The sequence below is a fragment of the Trichocoleus sp. DQ-A2 genome, from assembly GCF_039961915.1.
Taxonomy (GTDB): domain Bacteria; phylum Cyanobacteriota; class Cyanobacteriia; order Cyanobacteriales; family FACHB-T130; genus FACHB-T130.
The window spans coordinates 206,118-219,898 of sequence record NZ_JAMPKD010000007.1 but is presented as its reverse complement, the minus strand read 5'-3'; the positions used below and the strand labels follow the sequence as shown (position 1 = coordinate 219,898).

At 46.3% G+C, this 13,781-nt stretch carries 13 protein-coding genes; 8 read left to right on the top strand and 5 right to left on the bottom strand.

What is annotated here, in order from left to right; translation table 11 throughout:
* Positions 1 to 5 precede the first annotated feature (5 nt).
* On the bottom strand, positions 6 to 374 hold the full coding sequence (locus tag NC997_RS09225; RefSeq protein ID WP_190527498.1) for an aspartyl protease: 369 nt from the start codon (positions 372 to 374) through the stop codon (positions 6 to 8).
* Positions 371 to 691 carry a hypothetical protein gene (locus NC997_RS09220; protein WP_190527496.1) on the bottom strand — a complete coding sequence of 107 codons (321 nt, stop codon included), beginning with the start codon at positions 689 to 691 and terminating at the stop codon, positions 371 to 373. The genes NC997_RS09225 and NC997_RS09220 overlap by 4 nt, the downstream gene beginning before the upstream one ends.
* A gap of 158 nt (positions 692 to 849) precedes the next feature.
* Here NC997_RS09220 and NC997_RS09215 point away from each other — a divergent pair, with 158 nt between their 5' ends.
* Positions 850 to 1,335 carry a gluconokinase, GntK/IdnK-type gene (locus tag NC997_RS09215; protein ID WP_190527495.1) on the top strand — a complete coding sequence of 162 codons (486 nt, stop codon included), beginning with the start codon at positions 850 to 852 and terminating at the stop codon, positions 1,333 to 1,335.
* A 51-nt stretch (positions 1,336 to 1,386) separates the two neighbouring features.
* Here the strand turns inward: NC997_RS09215 and NC997_RS09210 are convergent, their stop codons facing one another.
* Both NC997_RS09210 and NC997_RS09205 read right to left on the bottom strand, forming a co-directional pair.
* Entirely contained in the window at positions 1,387 to 1,989 is a 603-nt protein-coding gene (locus NC997_RS09210; protein ID WP_242028977.1) for a hypothetical protein, read from the bottom strand.
* 189 nt (positions 1,990 to 2,178) lie between these two features.
* Positions 2,179 to 3,006, bottom strand: a complete 828-nt coding sequence (locus NC997_RS09205; protein WP_190527492.1) for a fasciclin domain-containing protein — start codon at positions 3,004 to 3,006, stop codon at positions 2,179 to 2,181.
* A gap of 698 nt (positions 3,007 to 3,704) precedes the next feature.
* Between NC997_RS09205 and NC997_RS09200 the strand changes: the two genes are divergently transcribed.
* The 5 genes from NC997_RS09200 to NC997_RS09180 all read left to right on the top strand — a co-directional run bounded on the left by NC997_RS09200 (position 3,705) and on the right by NC997_RS09180 (position 9,652).
* A complete protein-coding gene (locus NC997_RS09200) occupies positions 3,705 to 3,974 on the top strand; it encodes a GlsB/YeaQ/YmgE family stress response membrane protein (protein ID WP_190412970.1) in 270 nt (89 codons plus the stop codon).
* Between the two features lie 351 nt (positions 3,975 to 4,325).
* Entirely contained in the window at positions 4,326 to 5,126 is an 801-nt protein-coding gene (locus tag NC997_RS09195; protein WP_190527490.1) for a glutathione S-transferase family protein, read from the top strand.
* A gap of 144 nt (positions 5,127 to 5,270) precedes the next feature.
* Positions 5,271 to 7,010 carry an ATP-binding protein gene (locus tag NC997_RS09190; RefSeq protein ID WP_190527488.1) on the top strand — a complete coding sequence of 580 codons (1,740 nt, stop codon included), beginning with the start codon at positions 5,271 to 5,273 and terminating at the stop codon, positions 7,008 to 7,010.
* A 563-nt stretch (positions 7,011 to 7,573) separates the two neighbouring features.
* Entirely contained in the window at positions 7,574 to 8,563 is a 990-nt protein-coding gene (locus NC997_RS09185) for an RNA polymerase sigma factor, RpoD/SigA family (protein ID WP_190412973.1), read from the top strand.
* Between the two features lie 618 nt (positions 8,564 to 9,181).
* Positions 9,182 to 9,652: a hypothetical protein gene (locus NC997_RS09180; protein ID WP_190428678.1), complete on the top strand. Its 471-nt coding sequence runs from the start codon at positions 9,182 to 9,184 to the stop codon at positions 9,650 to 9,652.
* Positions 9,653 to 9,795: 143 nt separating this feature from the next.
* On the opposite strand, the gene cobO is transcribed toward NC997_RS09180, so the two are convergent.
* Positions 9,796 to 10,470 (bottom strand): cob(I)yrinic acid a,c-diamide adenosyltransferase, encoded by a 675-nt coding sequence (gene cobO, locus NC997_RS09175; RefSeq protein ID WP_190412975.1) that lies wholly within the window; start codon positions 10,468 to 10,470, stop codon positions 9,796 to 9,798.
* A gap of 207 nt (positions 10,471 to 10,677) precedes the next feature.
* On the opposite strand from cobO, the gene NC997_RS09170 reads away from it, so the two are divergent.
* On the top strand, positions 10,678 to 12,282 hold the full coding sequence (locus NC997_RS09170) for an ATP-binding protein (protein ID WP_190412976.1): 1,605 nt from the start codon (positions 10,678 to 10,680) through the stop codon (positions 12,280 to 12,282).
* 212 nt (positions 12,283 to 12,494) lie between these two features.
* Positions 12,495 to 13,586, top strand: coding sequence for a response regulator (locus tag NC997_RS09165; protein WP_190527486.1), 1,092 nt, complete (start codon positions 12,495 to 12,497; stop codon positions 13,584 to 13,586).
* The last annotated feature ends 195 nt before the right edge of the window (positions 13,587 to 13,781 follow it).

Below are 13,781 nucleotides of genomic sequence, written 5' to 3'. Positions count from 1 at the left end.
TCTCCTTACTCTTCTCCTAACGTCAGCAAACCTGCTTTTCTATCTACTACTAACCGCCGATTTTCTAGCCAGGGTAAACCCAGTAAAACCTCGGTAATTTCTTCACCCCCTAAAACGGGAATAGTAAACTCTTTACCCTCCATAACAACAGTTCCTCGATAAAGATTAAACGTTGCCTCTCCCCTTGCTGTCTGCATTTGCTCTTTCTTGACAAATGACCATCCCAAACTCTCTACATCTTGGATATTCATTACCAACCAGTCAGTGAATCCGGTGTCTAGCAACGCATTCACTGTAACTAATGAACCATCATCCGCGATTAAGTCAATCTCAAAAAATAGCTCGCCCTTCTCGCCAAAATAGCCTTGGATCATATTCTGCCGCAAGTCCCGGTTTCATTCAGGCGCATTGCCATCAGCACTGCTGTAGGGTGCTTCTGCTGGGCTTTTTGGAAACTGACTTCTTCATCGGGGTCAATGAAATAGTCTCCGCTTTCTGGCTCAATATGTATGAACCAGTCGTAATGCTCCGCGACTAATTCCGGGTAAACTTGGTTAAAAATTTCCCGACATCGCTTACCAAATGCTTCATCCTCAGCCTTGCGTTTTGCTATCTCTTCTGGAGAAAGCGGGGGGCGATCGGGAAAAATTCGGCTGCCACGCGGTACTCGTCTGTGGGTTTTCTGGGTCATGATTACCGTTCCGTAGTCGTGTAACTATTTAATAGTATATCTTTATGTAGGTGTGGCGATTTAATGGGCGCGATCGCTTAATTTCAATTATTTAAAATCGACAAGATTATGGAAGCGATCGCATTTTAAAATAACTGAAACGGATTAGTAATAAAAAAGTGATTATTCTCGTCATGGGCGTATCTGGTAGCGGCAAATCTACCGTCGCCCAGCTACTCGCACAAGAACTAAACTGGGGCTTCAGCGACGCCGACTGCTTCCACTCAACCGCTAATATTGAAAAGATGAGCCGAGGCATTCCCCTGACCGATGCCGACCGAATGCCGTGGCTGCAAGCAATGCAACACGCCATCGACCAATGGCTACAGGAAGGCAAGAATCGGGTACTAGCGTGTTCTGCCTTAAAAGAATCCTATCGTCAGATGCTGTGGCGAGATCCACAACAGATGCGCCTCGTTTATCTCAAAGGGAGTTTTGAGGCGATCGCGCAGCGGCTGGAGGAGCGTCAAAGTCACTTTATGACCAAAACACTCCTGCAAAGCCAGTTTGACACCCTTGAGGAACCACAGAATGCCCTCTGGGTGGACGTTTCCGAGCCGCTGGACGTAATTGTGCAGCAGATTCGCAGGCGTCTAGAAATCTAAAGCGAGCGATCGCAAATGATTCCAACTCCGCTGTCTTGTCACAGGCAATCCCTAAAATCTCAAACCCACACCACCCTGGACTGAAACAGCAGTACCGCCGCCATCGCGGTAGGCATCAAAAGCAATAATCGCATTGCCAAACAGAACAGCATTGCTGTTGGGAACGACGTAATCAATCCCCGGTTGGATCGCAAAACTGGTTTTATCCCCCACCGGCGAAGGCGTCCGATTCCCACTGCCAAAAGCAACGCCTGCACCCACATAGACATCTGTTTGCCAGTTGAGGGGGATATCATAGGAAATCGTTGGCACAACCGCGGGACTCGCCCCAATTAGCGCTTGTGCCCTTAAGGAAAGGGGAGCTTGCAGGAGTTTGTAGCGTACAGCAACCACCCCACCGATTTGGCGACCTTCTCCAAAATCATTATCATTAATCCCCACCGTAGCACCAACACCCACATAGCTGCCGTATGCTGCTTGAGCCGATGCTGGCTGACAAAAAGCAAACCCTATCTTACCGGAAGCCGAATCGGTTACGGGAAGCAAAAAGTAAAACGCAAAAAATAAAAAGTAAAAAAGGCTTTTTTTTACCTTTTTCCTGTCACCTTCTAAGGCGACTCCTTCTTGCAGAAATAAATCCTTGAAACGCTCCATTTCCCCACTCCTCAGCGCCCATGAAGCAAAATGCTCCATGTTTGTGTCGATTGTATTCTAATTTATCCTGAATTTCCTCAGTACCAAATTATTCATAGCCAGAGATAAAAAACACCGCCCCAAGCTTTCTCGGAACGGTGTTTATTCTTTTGAAACGTTAGCGTTACAAACGATGACTCTGTTTCACATCTACTTGGTCGGCATCGGTGGCATAATCACCTTGTCAATCACATGAATGATGCCATTAGTGGCTTCAATGTTAGCCTGAGAGACATTGGCGTTGCCCACCATCACGCCATCGTTTCCAACCTTAACGGTGACTGGGCTGCCTTCAACTGTCGTCACTTCTCCAGATTTCAACTGGGAAGAACTCACTTTGCCGGGAATGACGTGGTAGGTCAAAATCTGAACCAGCATCGCTTTATTTTCTGGTTGCAGTAACTTTTCGACAGTGCCTTCGGGTAAAGCTGCAAATGCTGCATCAGTCGGTGCAAAAACCGTGAACGGTCCTTGTTGTTCCAGGGTTTCGGTCAAACCTGCGGCTTCCAAAGCAGCAGTCAGAATTTTGAATGAACCATTTTGGGCAGCAAGCGCAACCAAGTTGCTACTTGAAGGCATCGTCCCTTGTGTAGCAGCCGGGTCAGGACCTTCGCCGGGGGCTGGCATCATCCCTTCTGTGGCAGGGGGCTGAGTGCTGTTGCTGGGGGATTGCATCATCCCTTCTGTAGCAGGGGGCTGAGTGCTGTTGCTGGGGGATTGTATCATCCGGTCGGTAGAAGACGGCTTCGGCTGAGCGCCTTGGCTAGGGATAGCGGTAGGGGATGGTACAGTTCTTGGGGTTGACTGAGCGCTGCGATCGCGATTGTAGGGCGGCTTGCTGAAAACGTCTGATTGAAGAATTTCAGGGTTGGGATTCACCTGGGCACCAGCTGGCAGACCCATAAGGGTACTAGCACCGATAACTCCCATCAGGCTAGCCAGTTGTTTAATCAAACTGTTGCGTTTTTGATTGGTCATTGCTAAGGGTTTCCCTAAAAACTTAGACTTAGTTAAGTTCACATTTTGTTACATATGTTTACCTCTGCCTAAAGTGTGAGTTCCTCTGCCAACCGATGGGGAAACCGGGACAACACAGGGGGATTGAACAATCTAAGTAGCTAAATAGGCGAAAAGGTGCAACTTATTTCTTATTAAGAATGTCAGGGTTAGCTTTCTTCGTGGCGGCTTGTTAAGAGCTAGGGGTTACAAGGCGGCTGGTATGCTCTTCAGACTAAAAGGAGAATTTTGTTGCGATCGCGCCTACGTTTACCTACGCTCATCTAGGCAGAAACCATTCCTGTCTCGGAGCGATTCCGACTTTTCTCCCTCCTGCCTACTTTCTGTTAGGGGAGTAAAAAGTTCGCGCGTCTGACTAAATAAAGCTTTGTTCTCCGCTTTGCTGAGGCTAGCACCGCCCTCTCCACTGGGCGAGTTGAGTCATGATTGCCGTTTTTGGCTTCAACCGCCCTCAGTCAGCCAAAATTTATTGCAATCCGGTTAATTAACTGGAAATACTACTTCTTTATATATAAACAAACTTAAGCAATAGCTTCATTATCTATGCCTTTTGATTATACCCTCTGATAGAGGTGGACAATTAAGCCAGCTTGTTATTCTAATAACAACAAAAAGATAACAACATCAACAAAAAACATTAATAAGAACGGAGCAAAAAAATGGGAATTATTGCTTGGATTGTTTTAGGTCTGATTGCAGGTGCGATTGCTAAAGCCATTTATCCCGGTCATCAAGGCGGCGGTATTCTCGCCACAATGGTATTAGGTATTTTAGGTGCCCTGGTTGGTGGTTATTTAGGACAAGTTTTACTGGGGTCATCGGGAGGCGCAGCCTACGGAGCGTTGACAGTACCGAGTATTGCTTTTGCTGTTCTAGGTGCAATGGTTCTGCTATTCCTGTGGGGCTTGTTAACTCGCCAGAGAGCTTAATTAAGGGTTCCCTTTTATTACCATCTAGCATTTAGAAAGCACCCCAGCTTAGCCTGGGGTATTTTTATTGGGTCTATTTTGTGTTATAGCCGTCGTTATTTGGCTGCATTTAATAAAGCCGATTCGCTCATTTTTTATTAAAAAAATAAAGCCATTTGAACTCAACTTTTAATTTTGCAAAGTTGTAATTTTTCAAGCTGTATTTTTTATAAGCAAAAATAAGTAATTTAATAAGTACATCTGCCCAAAAACAATAATTTTTGCTTTTAGTTCCACCGATGCAAATAATAACAATAGTAGGCTAAAAGCGTTAGATTAACAGTGTTACTTAAAAATAGAAGGAGATAAAAAATGCTGGAGTTGTACCAATTTGAGCTATCCCACTACGCCGAAAAAGTGCGACTGCTGCTGGATTATAAAGGTCTGCCCTACCGCAAAATTGAGGTAACGCCAGGAGTGGGACAGGTAGAATTGTTCCGCATGTCTGGTCAACGACAGGTACCTGTCCTGAAGGATGGCAATACAGTAATTGCTGATTCGACAGCGATCGCTAAGTACCTCGACAAGCAATATCCCGACCGACCCCTAATCCCCGTTGACCCGAAACAAAAGGGACTGTGCTTACTGATTGAAGCCTGGGCAGATGAATCTATCGGTCTCAAAAGTCGTAAGGTGTTGTTTGGGGCACTCAGCCAAAATCAGAGCTTCCGCACCTCGATTTTACCCAGCAACACGCCAGATGCTCTCAAGACTCTCGTGGGGGCACTGCCTGGTGAAGTGCTGAATCTCCTGGGTCTTGGCGTCGGATACGGCCCCGATGCCGTACAAGCGGCGACAGAGGATCTTCAGCAAGACCTAGAGAGCCTATCCCTGCTACTATTGGAAAGCCCTTACTTAGTCGGCGACTATCCAACCTTGGCAGATTTTGCCGTCGCTGGGCTGAGTATGCTGATTAAATTTCCCTCTGGCCCCTATCTTGACCTTCCCGAAACCCTTAGAGGCAAAGGAATCCCTGGATTGGCTGACCGTAGCGCTTACGAGACATTTTTCAACTGGCGCGATCGCCTTTATGCCGATTATCGCAAACCCCTAAGTGCCAACACAACCGCCGGAGCCACAGGCTCAACGCCAACATCAATTGAGATAGATTAGGCAATCCATTTTAGATTTTAGATTTTGGATTGGTTGAAAAATCCAAAATCTAAGATTGAGCGAATAGTTAGGCTCCGAGAATTAGGGTAAACTTTGGATGCCTAAGTGTTCTGAAGCAACACTAAAAAGACTCCAGAAGCGATTATGGAAATGCCATTAGGGTCGGTAATTCAAGGCTCCCTCAGTCAGGGACTAGAAGTAAGACTACATCCCGATATTTCTGTAGAGGATATGCGGGTTGGCAAATTTCTGGTAGTCAAAGGTGCCCGTTCAGATTTCTTCTGTATGCTCACAGACGTTTCGCTGGGCACCTCCAGTCAGCGAATTGTTGCCAACCCTCCCAGTCCAGAGGACACTTTTTTGCAAGCGGTTCTAGCAGGGAGTGGCACCTATGGCACCATCAATCTGACGCCGATGTTAATGCTGACACGAGAAGCAACAAAGTCAGTAGGCGCTTATGTGGTGGGTGCCGAAAATCCTAACTCCAACGGCAAATCCAACGGTGCAACTCTGGGATCGTTTCAACTACAAAGCAGTGCTGATACTGAGATGGAGTTGATGCCCGTTAAGACAATTCCCAGTCATTTCAGCCAGGTTTATGATGCGACGGAACGCGATTTCCGCGCCGTCTTCGGTTGGGAAGATGACCCCACTCGGTGCAACTTCGCCATCGGTCAACCTTTGGATATGGATGTGCCCGTATGTCTGGATTTACACCGATTCGTGGAACGCAGCAACGGCGTTTTCGGGAAATCTGGCACCGGCAAATCCTTTCTCACCCGCTTACTCTTATCTGGCATCATCCGCAGGCAGGCAGCGGTCAATTTAATTTTTGATATGCACTCGGAATATGGCTGGGAAGCTGTCCGCGAAGGCAAACACTTCAGCACTGTCAAAGGCTTGCGGCAGCTATTCCCAGGACAGGTGCAAATTTACACCCTTGACCCCCAATCTACCAAGCGGCGCGGGGTGCGTGACTCTCAGGAACTGTACCTCAGCTACGACCAAATCGAAGTCCAAGACATCATGCTTGTGCGGAATGAGTTAGGTCTTTCCGAAGCAGCTTTGGACAATGCCAATATTCTGCACGCCGAGTTTGGCAACTCCTGGATTGTCCAACTGTTGAATATGACCAACGAGGAAATCCAGATGTTCTGCGAGGAGAAGAAGGGTCATAAGGGTTCAATTATGGCGTTGCAGCGTAAGCTGATGCGCCTGGAAAATCTTAAATATCTACGTACTGCCTGTCCCCACAACTACGTCAATCAAATTTTGCAATGCCTCGATGCAGGTCAGCACGTGGTGATTGAGTTTGGTTCTCAGTCAGATATGCTCTCCTATATGCTGGTGACGAATATGATCACCCGCCGCATTCACAAAGCTTATGTAAGTAAGTCTGAATTGTTTTTGCAGACCAAAAACCCCATCGATCGTCCTCAGCAGCTAGTCATTACGATAGAAGAAGCCCACCGCTTCCTTGACTCCGCCATCGTGCAAAGTACCATTTTCGGTACGATTGCCCGCGAGATGCGAAAATACTTTGTCACCCTTCTGGTGGTAGATCAGCGTCCCTCTGGAATTGATAATGAGGTGATGTCCCAGATTGGCACCCGCATCACTGCTTTGCTAAACGATGACAAAGACATCGACGCCATTTTTACTGGCGTCTCTGGCGGCATGAGTCTGCGTTCCGTTCTAGCAAAATTGGATTCCAAGCAACAAGCTTTAATTTTGGGTCACGCGGTTCCAATGCCTGTGGTGGTGCGGACTCGTCCTTACGATGAAACGTTCTACAGAGAAATTGGCGATACTTGCTGGGAAGAGATGCCAGACGATGAAGTGTTCGCTGCGGCTGAAGCCGCTAAAGCTGATATTGGTTTTTGATCGTGGTTTTTAATCCGTAGTCAATAGTCCAATGATTATTGACTACGGACTTCTAGGCAAAAATAGTTCGGTTATCCCACAACGACTAGAGTACCCGTTGAAGGGTTTTCCGTGGATGATTATATATATAGGACACAGATAGGACGCTTTTAGCTAATGATTTTCCGGGTGGTACTCAAGGGTTAACGGGAATTTGCCAGAGCAGCAAGTTTAACCCAATCGGATGAACCTTTCAACCTGGAGCGTCGTCTATCATTAGTGATACGATAGAAATGTAAAACAAACTCATACCGACTTTGACTTTTTAGCCTTGATTACTTATCAGGAGTGGCTAAATGGGGGTCGATACCAGCTCTTTAAGGCATCCCCCAGCCGAAAGGTTTGACGATTAGCTTTTTGTGTGTTATGTTTGCCTATTCAATTGGGTAGGCGATCTTTACAACTTTTGCAGGATGTGTTCCACTAATTGACCTAGCTACTCTCATTGTAAGAGCTGGCAATCTCCCGCTAAGGTCAACCCCTGCTACAGAATTGTTGCTTGTTTACGGAGTCACCACTCACTCATGCCCACTGCCAACACCCTAAAAAAGACGACTAAACAACCCACGTTTACGGCTGATATGGTTCGCACCTATCTGCATGAGATTGGGCGCGTGCCCCTGCTGACCCACGAACAAGAGATTGTCTTCGGCAAGCAGGTGCAGCAAATGATGGCGCTGCTGGAGGCGAAGGAGACCTTGGCTGAGACATTGCAGCGAGAACCAACTCATCAAGAGTGGGCAGACCATGTTAGCTTGAGTGAACCCGAACTCGACCGGATAATCAAACTGGGAACGCGGGCAAAGCGCAAGATGATAGAGGCTAACTTGCGTCTAGTGGTCGCGATCGCGAAGAAGTACCAGAAGCGTAACATGGAATTCCTGGATTTGATTCAGGAAGGTACTCTCGGCTTGGAACGCGGCGTCGAGAAATTTGACCCGATGCGCGGTTACAAGTTTTCGACCTACGCCTACTGGTGGATTCGCCAAGCGATTACTCGCGCGATCGCTCAACAAGCCCGTGCGATTCGTTTGCCCATCCACATCACCGAAAAGCTTAATAAAATTAAGCGGGTGCAACGGGAACTAGCTCAGACGCTTGGTCGCAGTGCTACCCCCGGTGAAATCGCTAAGGCGCTGGATTTAGAACCCGCGTTGATCCGCGAGTACTTGAATATCGCCCGTCAACCGATTTCTCTGGATGTGCGCGTTGGCGATAACCAGGATACCGAACTGCAAGACCTTCTGGAAGACGAAGGCCCAACCCCTGACCATTATATGACCCAGGAGTCGCTGCGGCAAGACCTGGACGATCTTCTGGCAGAACTAACCCCACAGCAGCGGGAAGTGCTAACTCTGCGCTTTGGCTTGGAAGATGGTAACGAGCTATCTCTAGCAAAAGTCGGCGAACGCCTAAGCCTCAGCCGCGAACGGGTACGCCAGCTAGAACACCAAGCCCTCGCCCATCTGCGCCGTCGTCAGGCGAATGTCCGCGAGTATATCGCTGCTAGTTAATTGTAGAGGCGGGATCGACCCGCTATGCTCCTGCCTCCCACATCATCCTATAGCGATCGCTCCTAAAACCCGTCCTTACAGCTAAGTAAGGGCGGGTTTTTCAGTCATTTTAATCCCCGCTTTTAGCCCCTGTCGAGTAGATGTGTCTACCTGTTGAAGTTTTTTGTAGACATCTAAAATCTGTTACTGCTCTTTTTTTATATTTTTGTAAAGTTTCGTAAAGCAGTTCGGGAACTCGAACGGGTGCCAGTGAAGTCATCCACAGTTAAAGAACAAGTACTACAGACAAGCCCACACTGACCCGATTTGGGAAAGCTCATAAAACGGGTGAATAAAGTGAGTATAAATACGCATTTTGATTTTAGAAGGCAATTTAATAACCGGGAATCAAAGATGAATGCGTTGCTTGTCTTAACAAAAAAAACTCCTTTCGGATGACCTACGGTTCATTCAAATGGGTGAAGCTTTACACCTAAGGAATTAGGTACTTTGTAATTAGATGCTTGAGGGTGTCTGCTCGTAATTGCTAGGGGGGAAAAAACGGTGCTTAACAAGTTTTATCAGCAATTTATGTCTCGGCTTCCGCTTGAAGTACCTGCCCTAGGATTACTTCTAACGATGAGCTTCGCAACCAGCACAGTTGCATTGCAAGCACCAACATCCTTCAGTAAGACGGGAATCGTTGGCACAAATTCCGTTTCCCTTGCACAAATGCCAGCATCAGACACTTCAGTGGCTGACGGTATTTATTTGTATGGTAGCTCCCAAAAGACAGAAGAGATTGGTCAAGAATATATAGTATTTGAGGCGCGTCAGGGAAAGGTAAGGGGTGCGTTTTATATGCCTTCCTCAGAATATAGTTGTTTTTCCGGCAAGGTTGGGGCACAGCAAATCAATCTAACCGTTCAAGATCCCTACGACAGTACAACATATTCTCACTCAATTGCCCTCAGCGAAGCCCCCCCAGTCGCCTCTGCCGATAGTCGGTTGCCCATTGAAGATAGTTTACGGCTCCAGGGCTATCACCCAATTAACAAAATTAGCGCTAACGACCAGCAAATCTTGAACGCTTGTAAAGTTAACTTCTAACTAGAAGTAAGCTTTGGCGGTGCAAATCAAGGTAGTTGTCAGTAGTTTGTTGCTACTAACCCATGGCTAATCACCAGAAAAACAATTAGCTCCTCCAAAAACCCGTTTTCTTCAAGAAAACGGGTTTCTTGATTTTTTGAACTTCAAAACTCGATTCCTGGCTGCGCCTTGACGCCCTGTTCCCGGAACGGATGCTTAACGAGGGTCATTTCCGTTACCAAGTCGGCTCGTTCAATTAGGGCTGCTGGGGCACCTCTGCCGGTGAGAATAACGTGAGAATCCGCAGGCTTTTCCTCCAACCCAGCTAGCACTTCCTCAACGCTCAAATAGCCGAGTTTTAAAGCTACGTTGATTTCATCCAACAGCACTAGCTTAAATTCAGGATTGCGGATAAAGCTGAGTCCAGTTTCCCAAGCCTGATGCGCTTTCTGGATATCTCGCTGTTGGTCTTGAGTTTCCCAAGTGAAGCCTTCTCCCATCGCGTGGAACTCTAGCTGACCTTCCCAGCGACCGAGGACAGCTTTCTCAGCGGGTTCCCAGGCTCCTTTAATGAATTGTACGATCCCGACTCGATAGCCGTGACCAAGCGATCGCATTACCATTCCCAAAGCAGCAGTGGTTTTTCCCTTGCCATTGCCTGTATTAACAATAATTAAGCCTTTCTCCTGAGATGCCTTTGCCACCCGCTGCTCTTGAACTTCCTTGCGCCGCTGCATCTTGCGCTGGTATTGTTCTGGAGTTAGTGATGATGTTTCTGTCTCCAGTAAGTCAGCAGATTCTAAATTTTTATTTAAATCAGTCGGGGTAGGAGTTGTCATCAAGTCTGCCTAGAAAAAACTTTCACACCTATTAAAATAGCCCCAAAGGGATATGCATCAGGATAAGCCATCGGCAATTCCTTATAATTGCAGGGAATCGCTCCCAGTCATCACTTCAAGACAGAGGGCATAACCCCCCTTCCATTTTGCCTATAGATTCAGCAACACTGATTTCAGTATAAATTTACTTACCTTCTTTTAAGATTTATGTCTTTAACCTTATCAATCTCTTCTGAACAAGGTGCAGAGCAACTTAATCTGAATTTGGAGTCTACATTGCAGGGATTAACCCTGTATGAGGCTTGCATTGAATACAACCACACAGCCGCAGAGGTTCTCAGGCTTTTCGAGGAAAAACCGCTACTACCGGGTTTAATCCTCATGGATAAAAACCAACTAGTCGGGATGATCAGTCGCAGGCGTTTTTTTGAATATCTGAGCCGTCGTTACAGCTTGGAGTTACTGTCGAAACGAAGTTTGCGATCGCTCTATCAATTTAACCATACCGAAATTCTAGTTTTTCCCAGTTATACTTCCATTACCGCAGCGGTGCGGGAGTCTTTGAAGCGCTCGCCTGAATTGATCTATGAACCAATCATCGTACAAACAGCACCCGGAATTTATAAATTGTTAGACGTGCATCAACTTCTGCTGGCTCAGTCAGAGGTGCATGAAATTACAATGGCAGCCTATAAGCAAATGGGATTGGCGCTGCAACAGGCAAAAAACCAACTTTTAGCCGTCTTAGATGCCGTGCCTGGATTTGTCTCCTGGATTAGCTCGGATTTACAATACCTGGGCGTCAACCAGCATTTAGCTGCATCCTTTAACTTGTCTTCAGAGGAATTTGTCGGTCAGGAACTTAGCTGTTTTGACAGTAGCCCCAACTTTAGTGAATTTGTGGAGCAATTCTTTGCTTCCCCGACGAAAACAACCTCTCAGGAAGTGACCGCAGAAGTTGACGGCAATATCAAAAATTATCTTATGGTGGCGCAGAAATACAACCAAGATCAAGCGGCTGTCACAGTAGGAATTGATATTACCAAACGAAAGCAATTAGAAGAAGAACTGCGAGCATCGCTTGAGCGAGAAAAAGAACTCGGCGACCTAAAATCCCGCTTTATCTCCATGACTTCCCACGAATTCCGCACTCCCCTGAGTACGATCCTCTCTTCTGCCGAATTATTGGAACATTACAGTAACAATTGGTCTGAAGAGAAAAAACTCATCCACCTGCATCGCATTCAAATCGCTGTTAAGCACATGATTGGACTGCTTGATGATGTATTAATCATTGGTAAAGCCGAAGCCGGACAGTCGGACTTCAAACCTGAACCGCTGCATCTAGAAGAATTTTGTATTGAATTAGTGAAAGAATTGCAACTGAATGAGGGCAATTCCCGTGCAATCAACTTGATTAATCATTGCAAATCTACCTCCTTTAGTCTAGATGAAAAATTGCTGCGACATATTCTTAGCAATCTCCTTTCAAACGCGATAAAATATTCACCTGAAGGGAGTCCAGTCAGATTTGAAATTACCCAACAAAAAGATGCAATCGTCTTCCAAATTGAAGACAAAGGAATTGGGATTCCTCTGCAAGAGCGTCAGTGCTTATTTGAAGCATTTCATCGATCCGCGAATGTCGGCAACATCCCTGGAACTGGTTTAGGATTAGCAATCGTTAAGAAGTGTGTGGATCTTCACGGGGGTGAGATTACCGTTAAGAGTAAAGTGGGTGTGGGCACTAAATTTAAAGTAAGACTACCCCTGAAGAGTGCTGTAGAGGCAAGGTCTACCCGCCCGTGCTAAGGTAAGCTTTCTTGCAAGATAAAGTCTAAAGTCTTTATTTAAAAGGAAAGTTTGGGTGTATAGAAGAAAGTGCCCCGAACATACTCAAACCTTATTAAAGCTGCTCGGTTGTTGTGCATTGAATTTGGACAATCCTAGCGAACATCTTGTTTGCAGTCCTGGGAGCTGACATTTTTAATTTTTAATTGCTTACCTGCTAGGCGATCGCTGATATGGCAAAGATTCTGGTAATTGAAGATGAAATATCTATCAGAGAGAACATTCTGGAGTTGTTAGAAGCAGAAGGATTTGACGCTATTGCAGCCGAAAATGGTCAAATAGGGTTGCAGTTAGCTCAAGCAGAAATCCCCGATTTAATTCTCTCCGATGCGCTAATGCCGGAACTCGACGGTTATGGCGTTCTGAAGGCACTTCGCTCTAACCCTGTCACGGCAACGATTCCCTTTATCTTTCTCACTGCCAAAGCAGCGAAAACCGATTGGCGTCAAGGGATGGAATTGGGTGCAGACGACTACCTCACCAAGCCATTTACGAGAGCGGAATTACTGGGGGCGATCGCAGCGAGGATGGAAAAACAGGCGGCGATTGAGCGACATTCGCAAAAAAAACTCGATGATTTACGCAGCAATATCTCTTTCTCCCTCCCTCACGAACTCCATACTCCCCTCAATGGCATTTTGTGTTGTTCGCAAATGTTAATTGATGAAGCCGACTCCCTAGAACCGCAAGAAATTCTAGAAATGGCAGTCGATATTCGTACCTCTGCGGAACGTTTATCTAAGTTAGTCCAGAATTTTTTACTCTTCGCTCAATTAGAGCTAATCGGAACCGATCCGCTTCAGATAGCGGATCTTAGACAAAACAGCCGAACTGATTCAGCGAAGAGCGCGATCGCAGAAGCGGCGATTAAAAAAGCCAAGCAAGTTTGTCGGGAAATGGATTTGGAATTAGACCTCCAAGAAGCTACCGTCTTAATTTCAGAGCCAAAATTGCGAAAAATTGTGGAAGAACTAATCGATAATGCCTGTAAATTTTCGTCTCCCAACACCGCAATTCGCGTTGCCACTCGATGTAAAAATAGCACTTTTGTACTGTCCGTGAGCAACTTCGGACAGGGGATGACACCAGAGCAAATTGCGACAATTGGAGCCTATATGCGATTTGAGCGCAAACTCGCTTCACAGCAAGGCTCTGGTTTGGGCTTGCTCATTGCTAAACGCCTAGCCGAACTACACGCTGGCGAATTATCAATTGAGAGTATTCCCACTCAAAAAACCATTGTGCGTGTTGCCCTGCCCATGTGAATGAATTTAAAACTATGTGCAATTTGTAGCACAACTGTTATCAGTAAATAGATATAAATAAACTGCTAAATTAAATCTCTCCCCTTGCTGAGGAAAAATCAAAGTTTTGATTTTACATCTCTAATTGAGAGCCGATCGCTAATCGCCCATAACTATTAACAATTAGCCACGAGCGATTAGCCATTAGCGATTATC

Excerpts from the sequence above, each read along its gene's own strand:
- NC997_RS09165 (WP_190527486.1), top strand. The coding sequence starts at position 12,495 with ATGGCAAAGATTCTGGTAATTGAAGATGAAATATCTATCAGAGAGAAC.
- NC997_RS09190 (WP_190527488.1), top strand. The coding sequence starts at position 5,271 with ATGGAAATGCCATTAGGGTCGGTAATTCAAGGCTCCCTCAGTCAGGGA.
- NC997_RS09210 (WP_242028977.1), bottom strand. The coding sequence starts at position 1,989 with ATGGAGCGTTTCAAGGATTTATTTCTGCAAGAAGGAGTCGCCTTAGAA.
- NC997_RS09195 (WP_190527490.1), top strand. The coding sequence starts at position 4,326 with ATGCTGGAGTTGTACCAATTTGAGCTATCCCACTACGCCGAAAAAGTG.
- NC997_RS09225 (WP_190527498.1), bottom strand. The coding sequence starts at position 374 with ATGATCCAAGGCTATTTTGGCGAGAAGGGCGAGCTATTTTTTGAGATT.
- NC997_RS09220 (WP_190527496.1), bottom strand. The coding sequence starts at position 691 with ATGACCCAGAAAACCCACAGACGAGTACCGCGTGGCAGCCGAATTTTT.
- NC997_RS09200 (WP_190412970.1), top strand. The coding sequence starts at position 3,705 with ATGGGAATTATTGCTTGGATTGTTTTAGGTCTGATTGCAGGTGCGATT.
- NC997_RS09185 (WP_190412973.1), top strand. The coding sequence starts at position 7,574 with ATGCCCACTGCCAACACCCTAAAAAAGACGACTAAACAACCCACGTTT.
- cobO (WP_190412975.1), bottom strand. The coding sequence starts at position 10,470 with ATGACAACTCCTACCCCGACTGATTTAAATAAAAATTTAGAATCTGCT.
- NC997_RS09180 (WP_190428678.1), top strand. The coding sequence starts at position 9,182 with ATGAGCTTCGCAACCAGCACAGTTGCATTGCAAGCACCAACATCCTTC.
- NC997_RS09170 (WP_190412976.1), top strand. The coding sequence starts at position 10,678 with ATGTCTTTAACCTTATCAATCTCTTCTGAACAAGGTGCAGAGCAACTT.
- NC997_RS09205 (WP_190527492.1), bottom strand. The coding sequence starts at position 3,006 with ATGACCAATCAAAAACGCAACAGTTTGATTAAACAACTGGCTAGCCTG.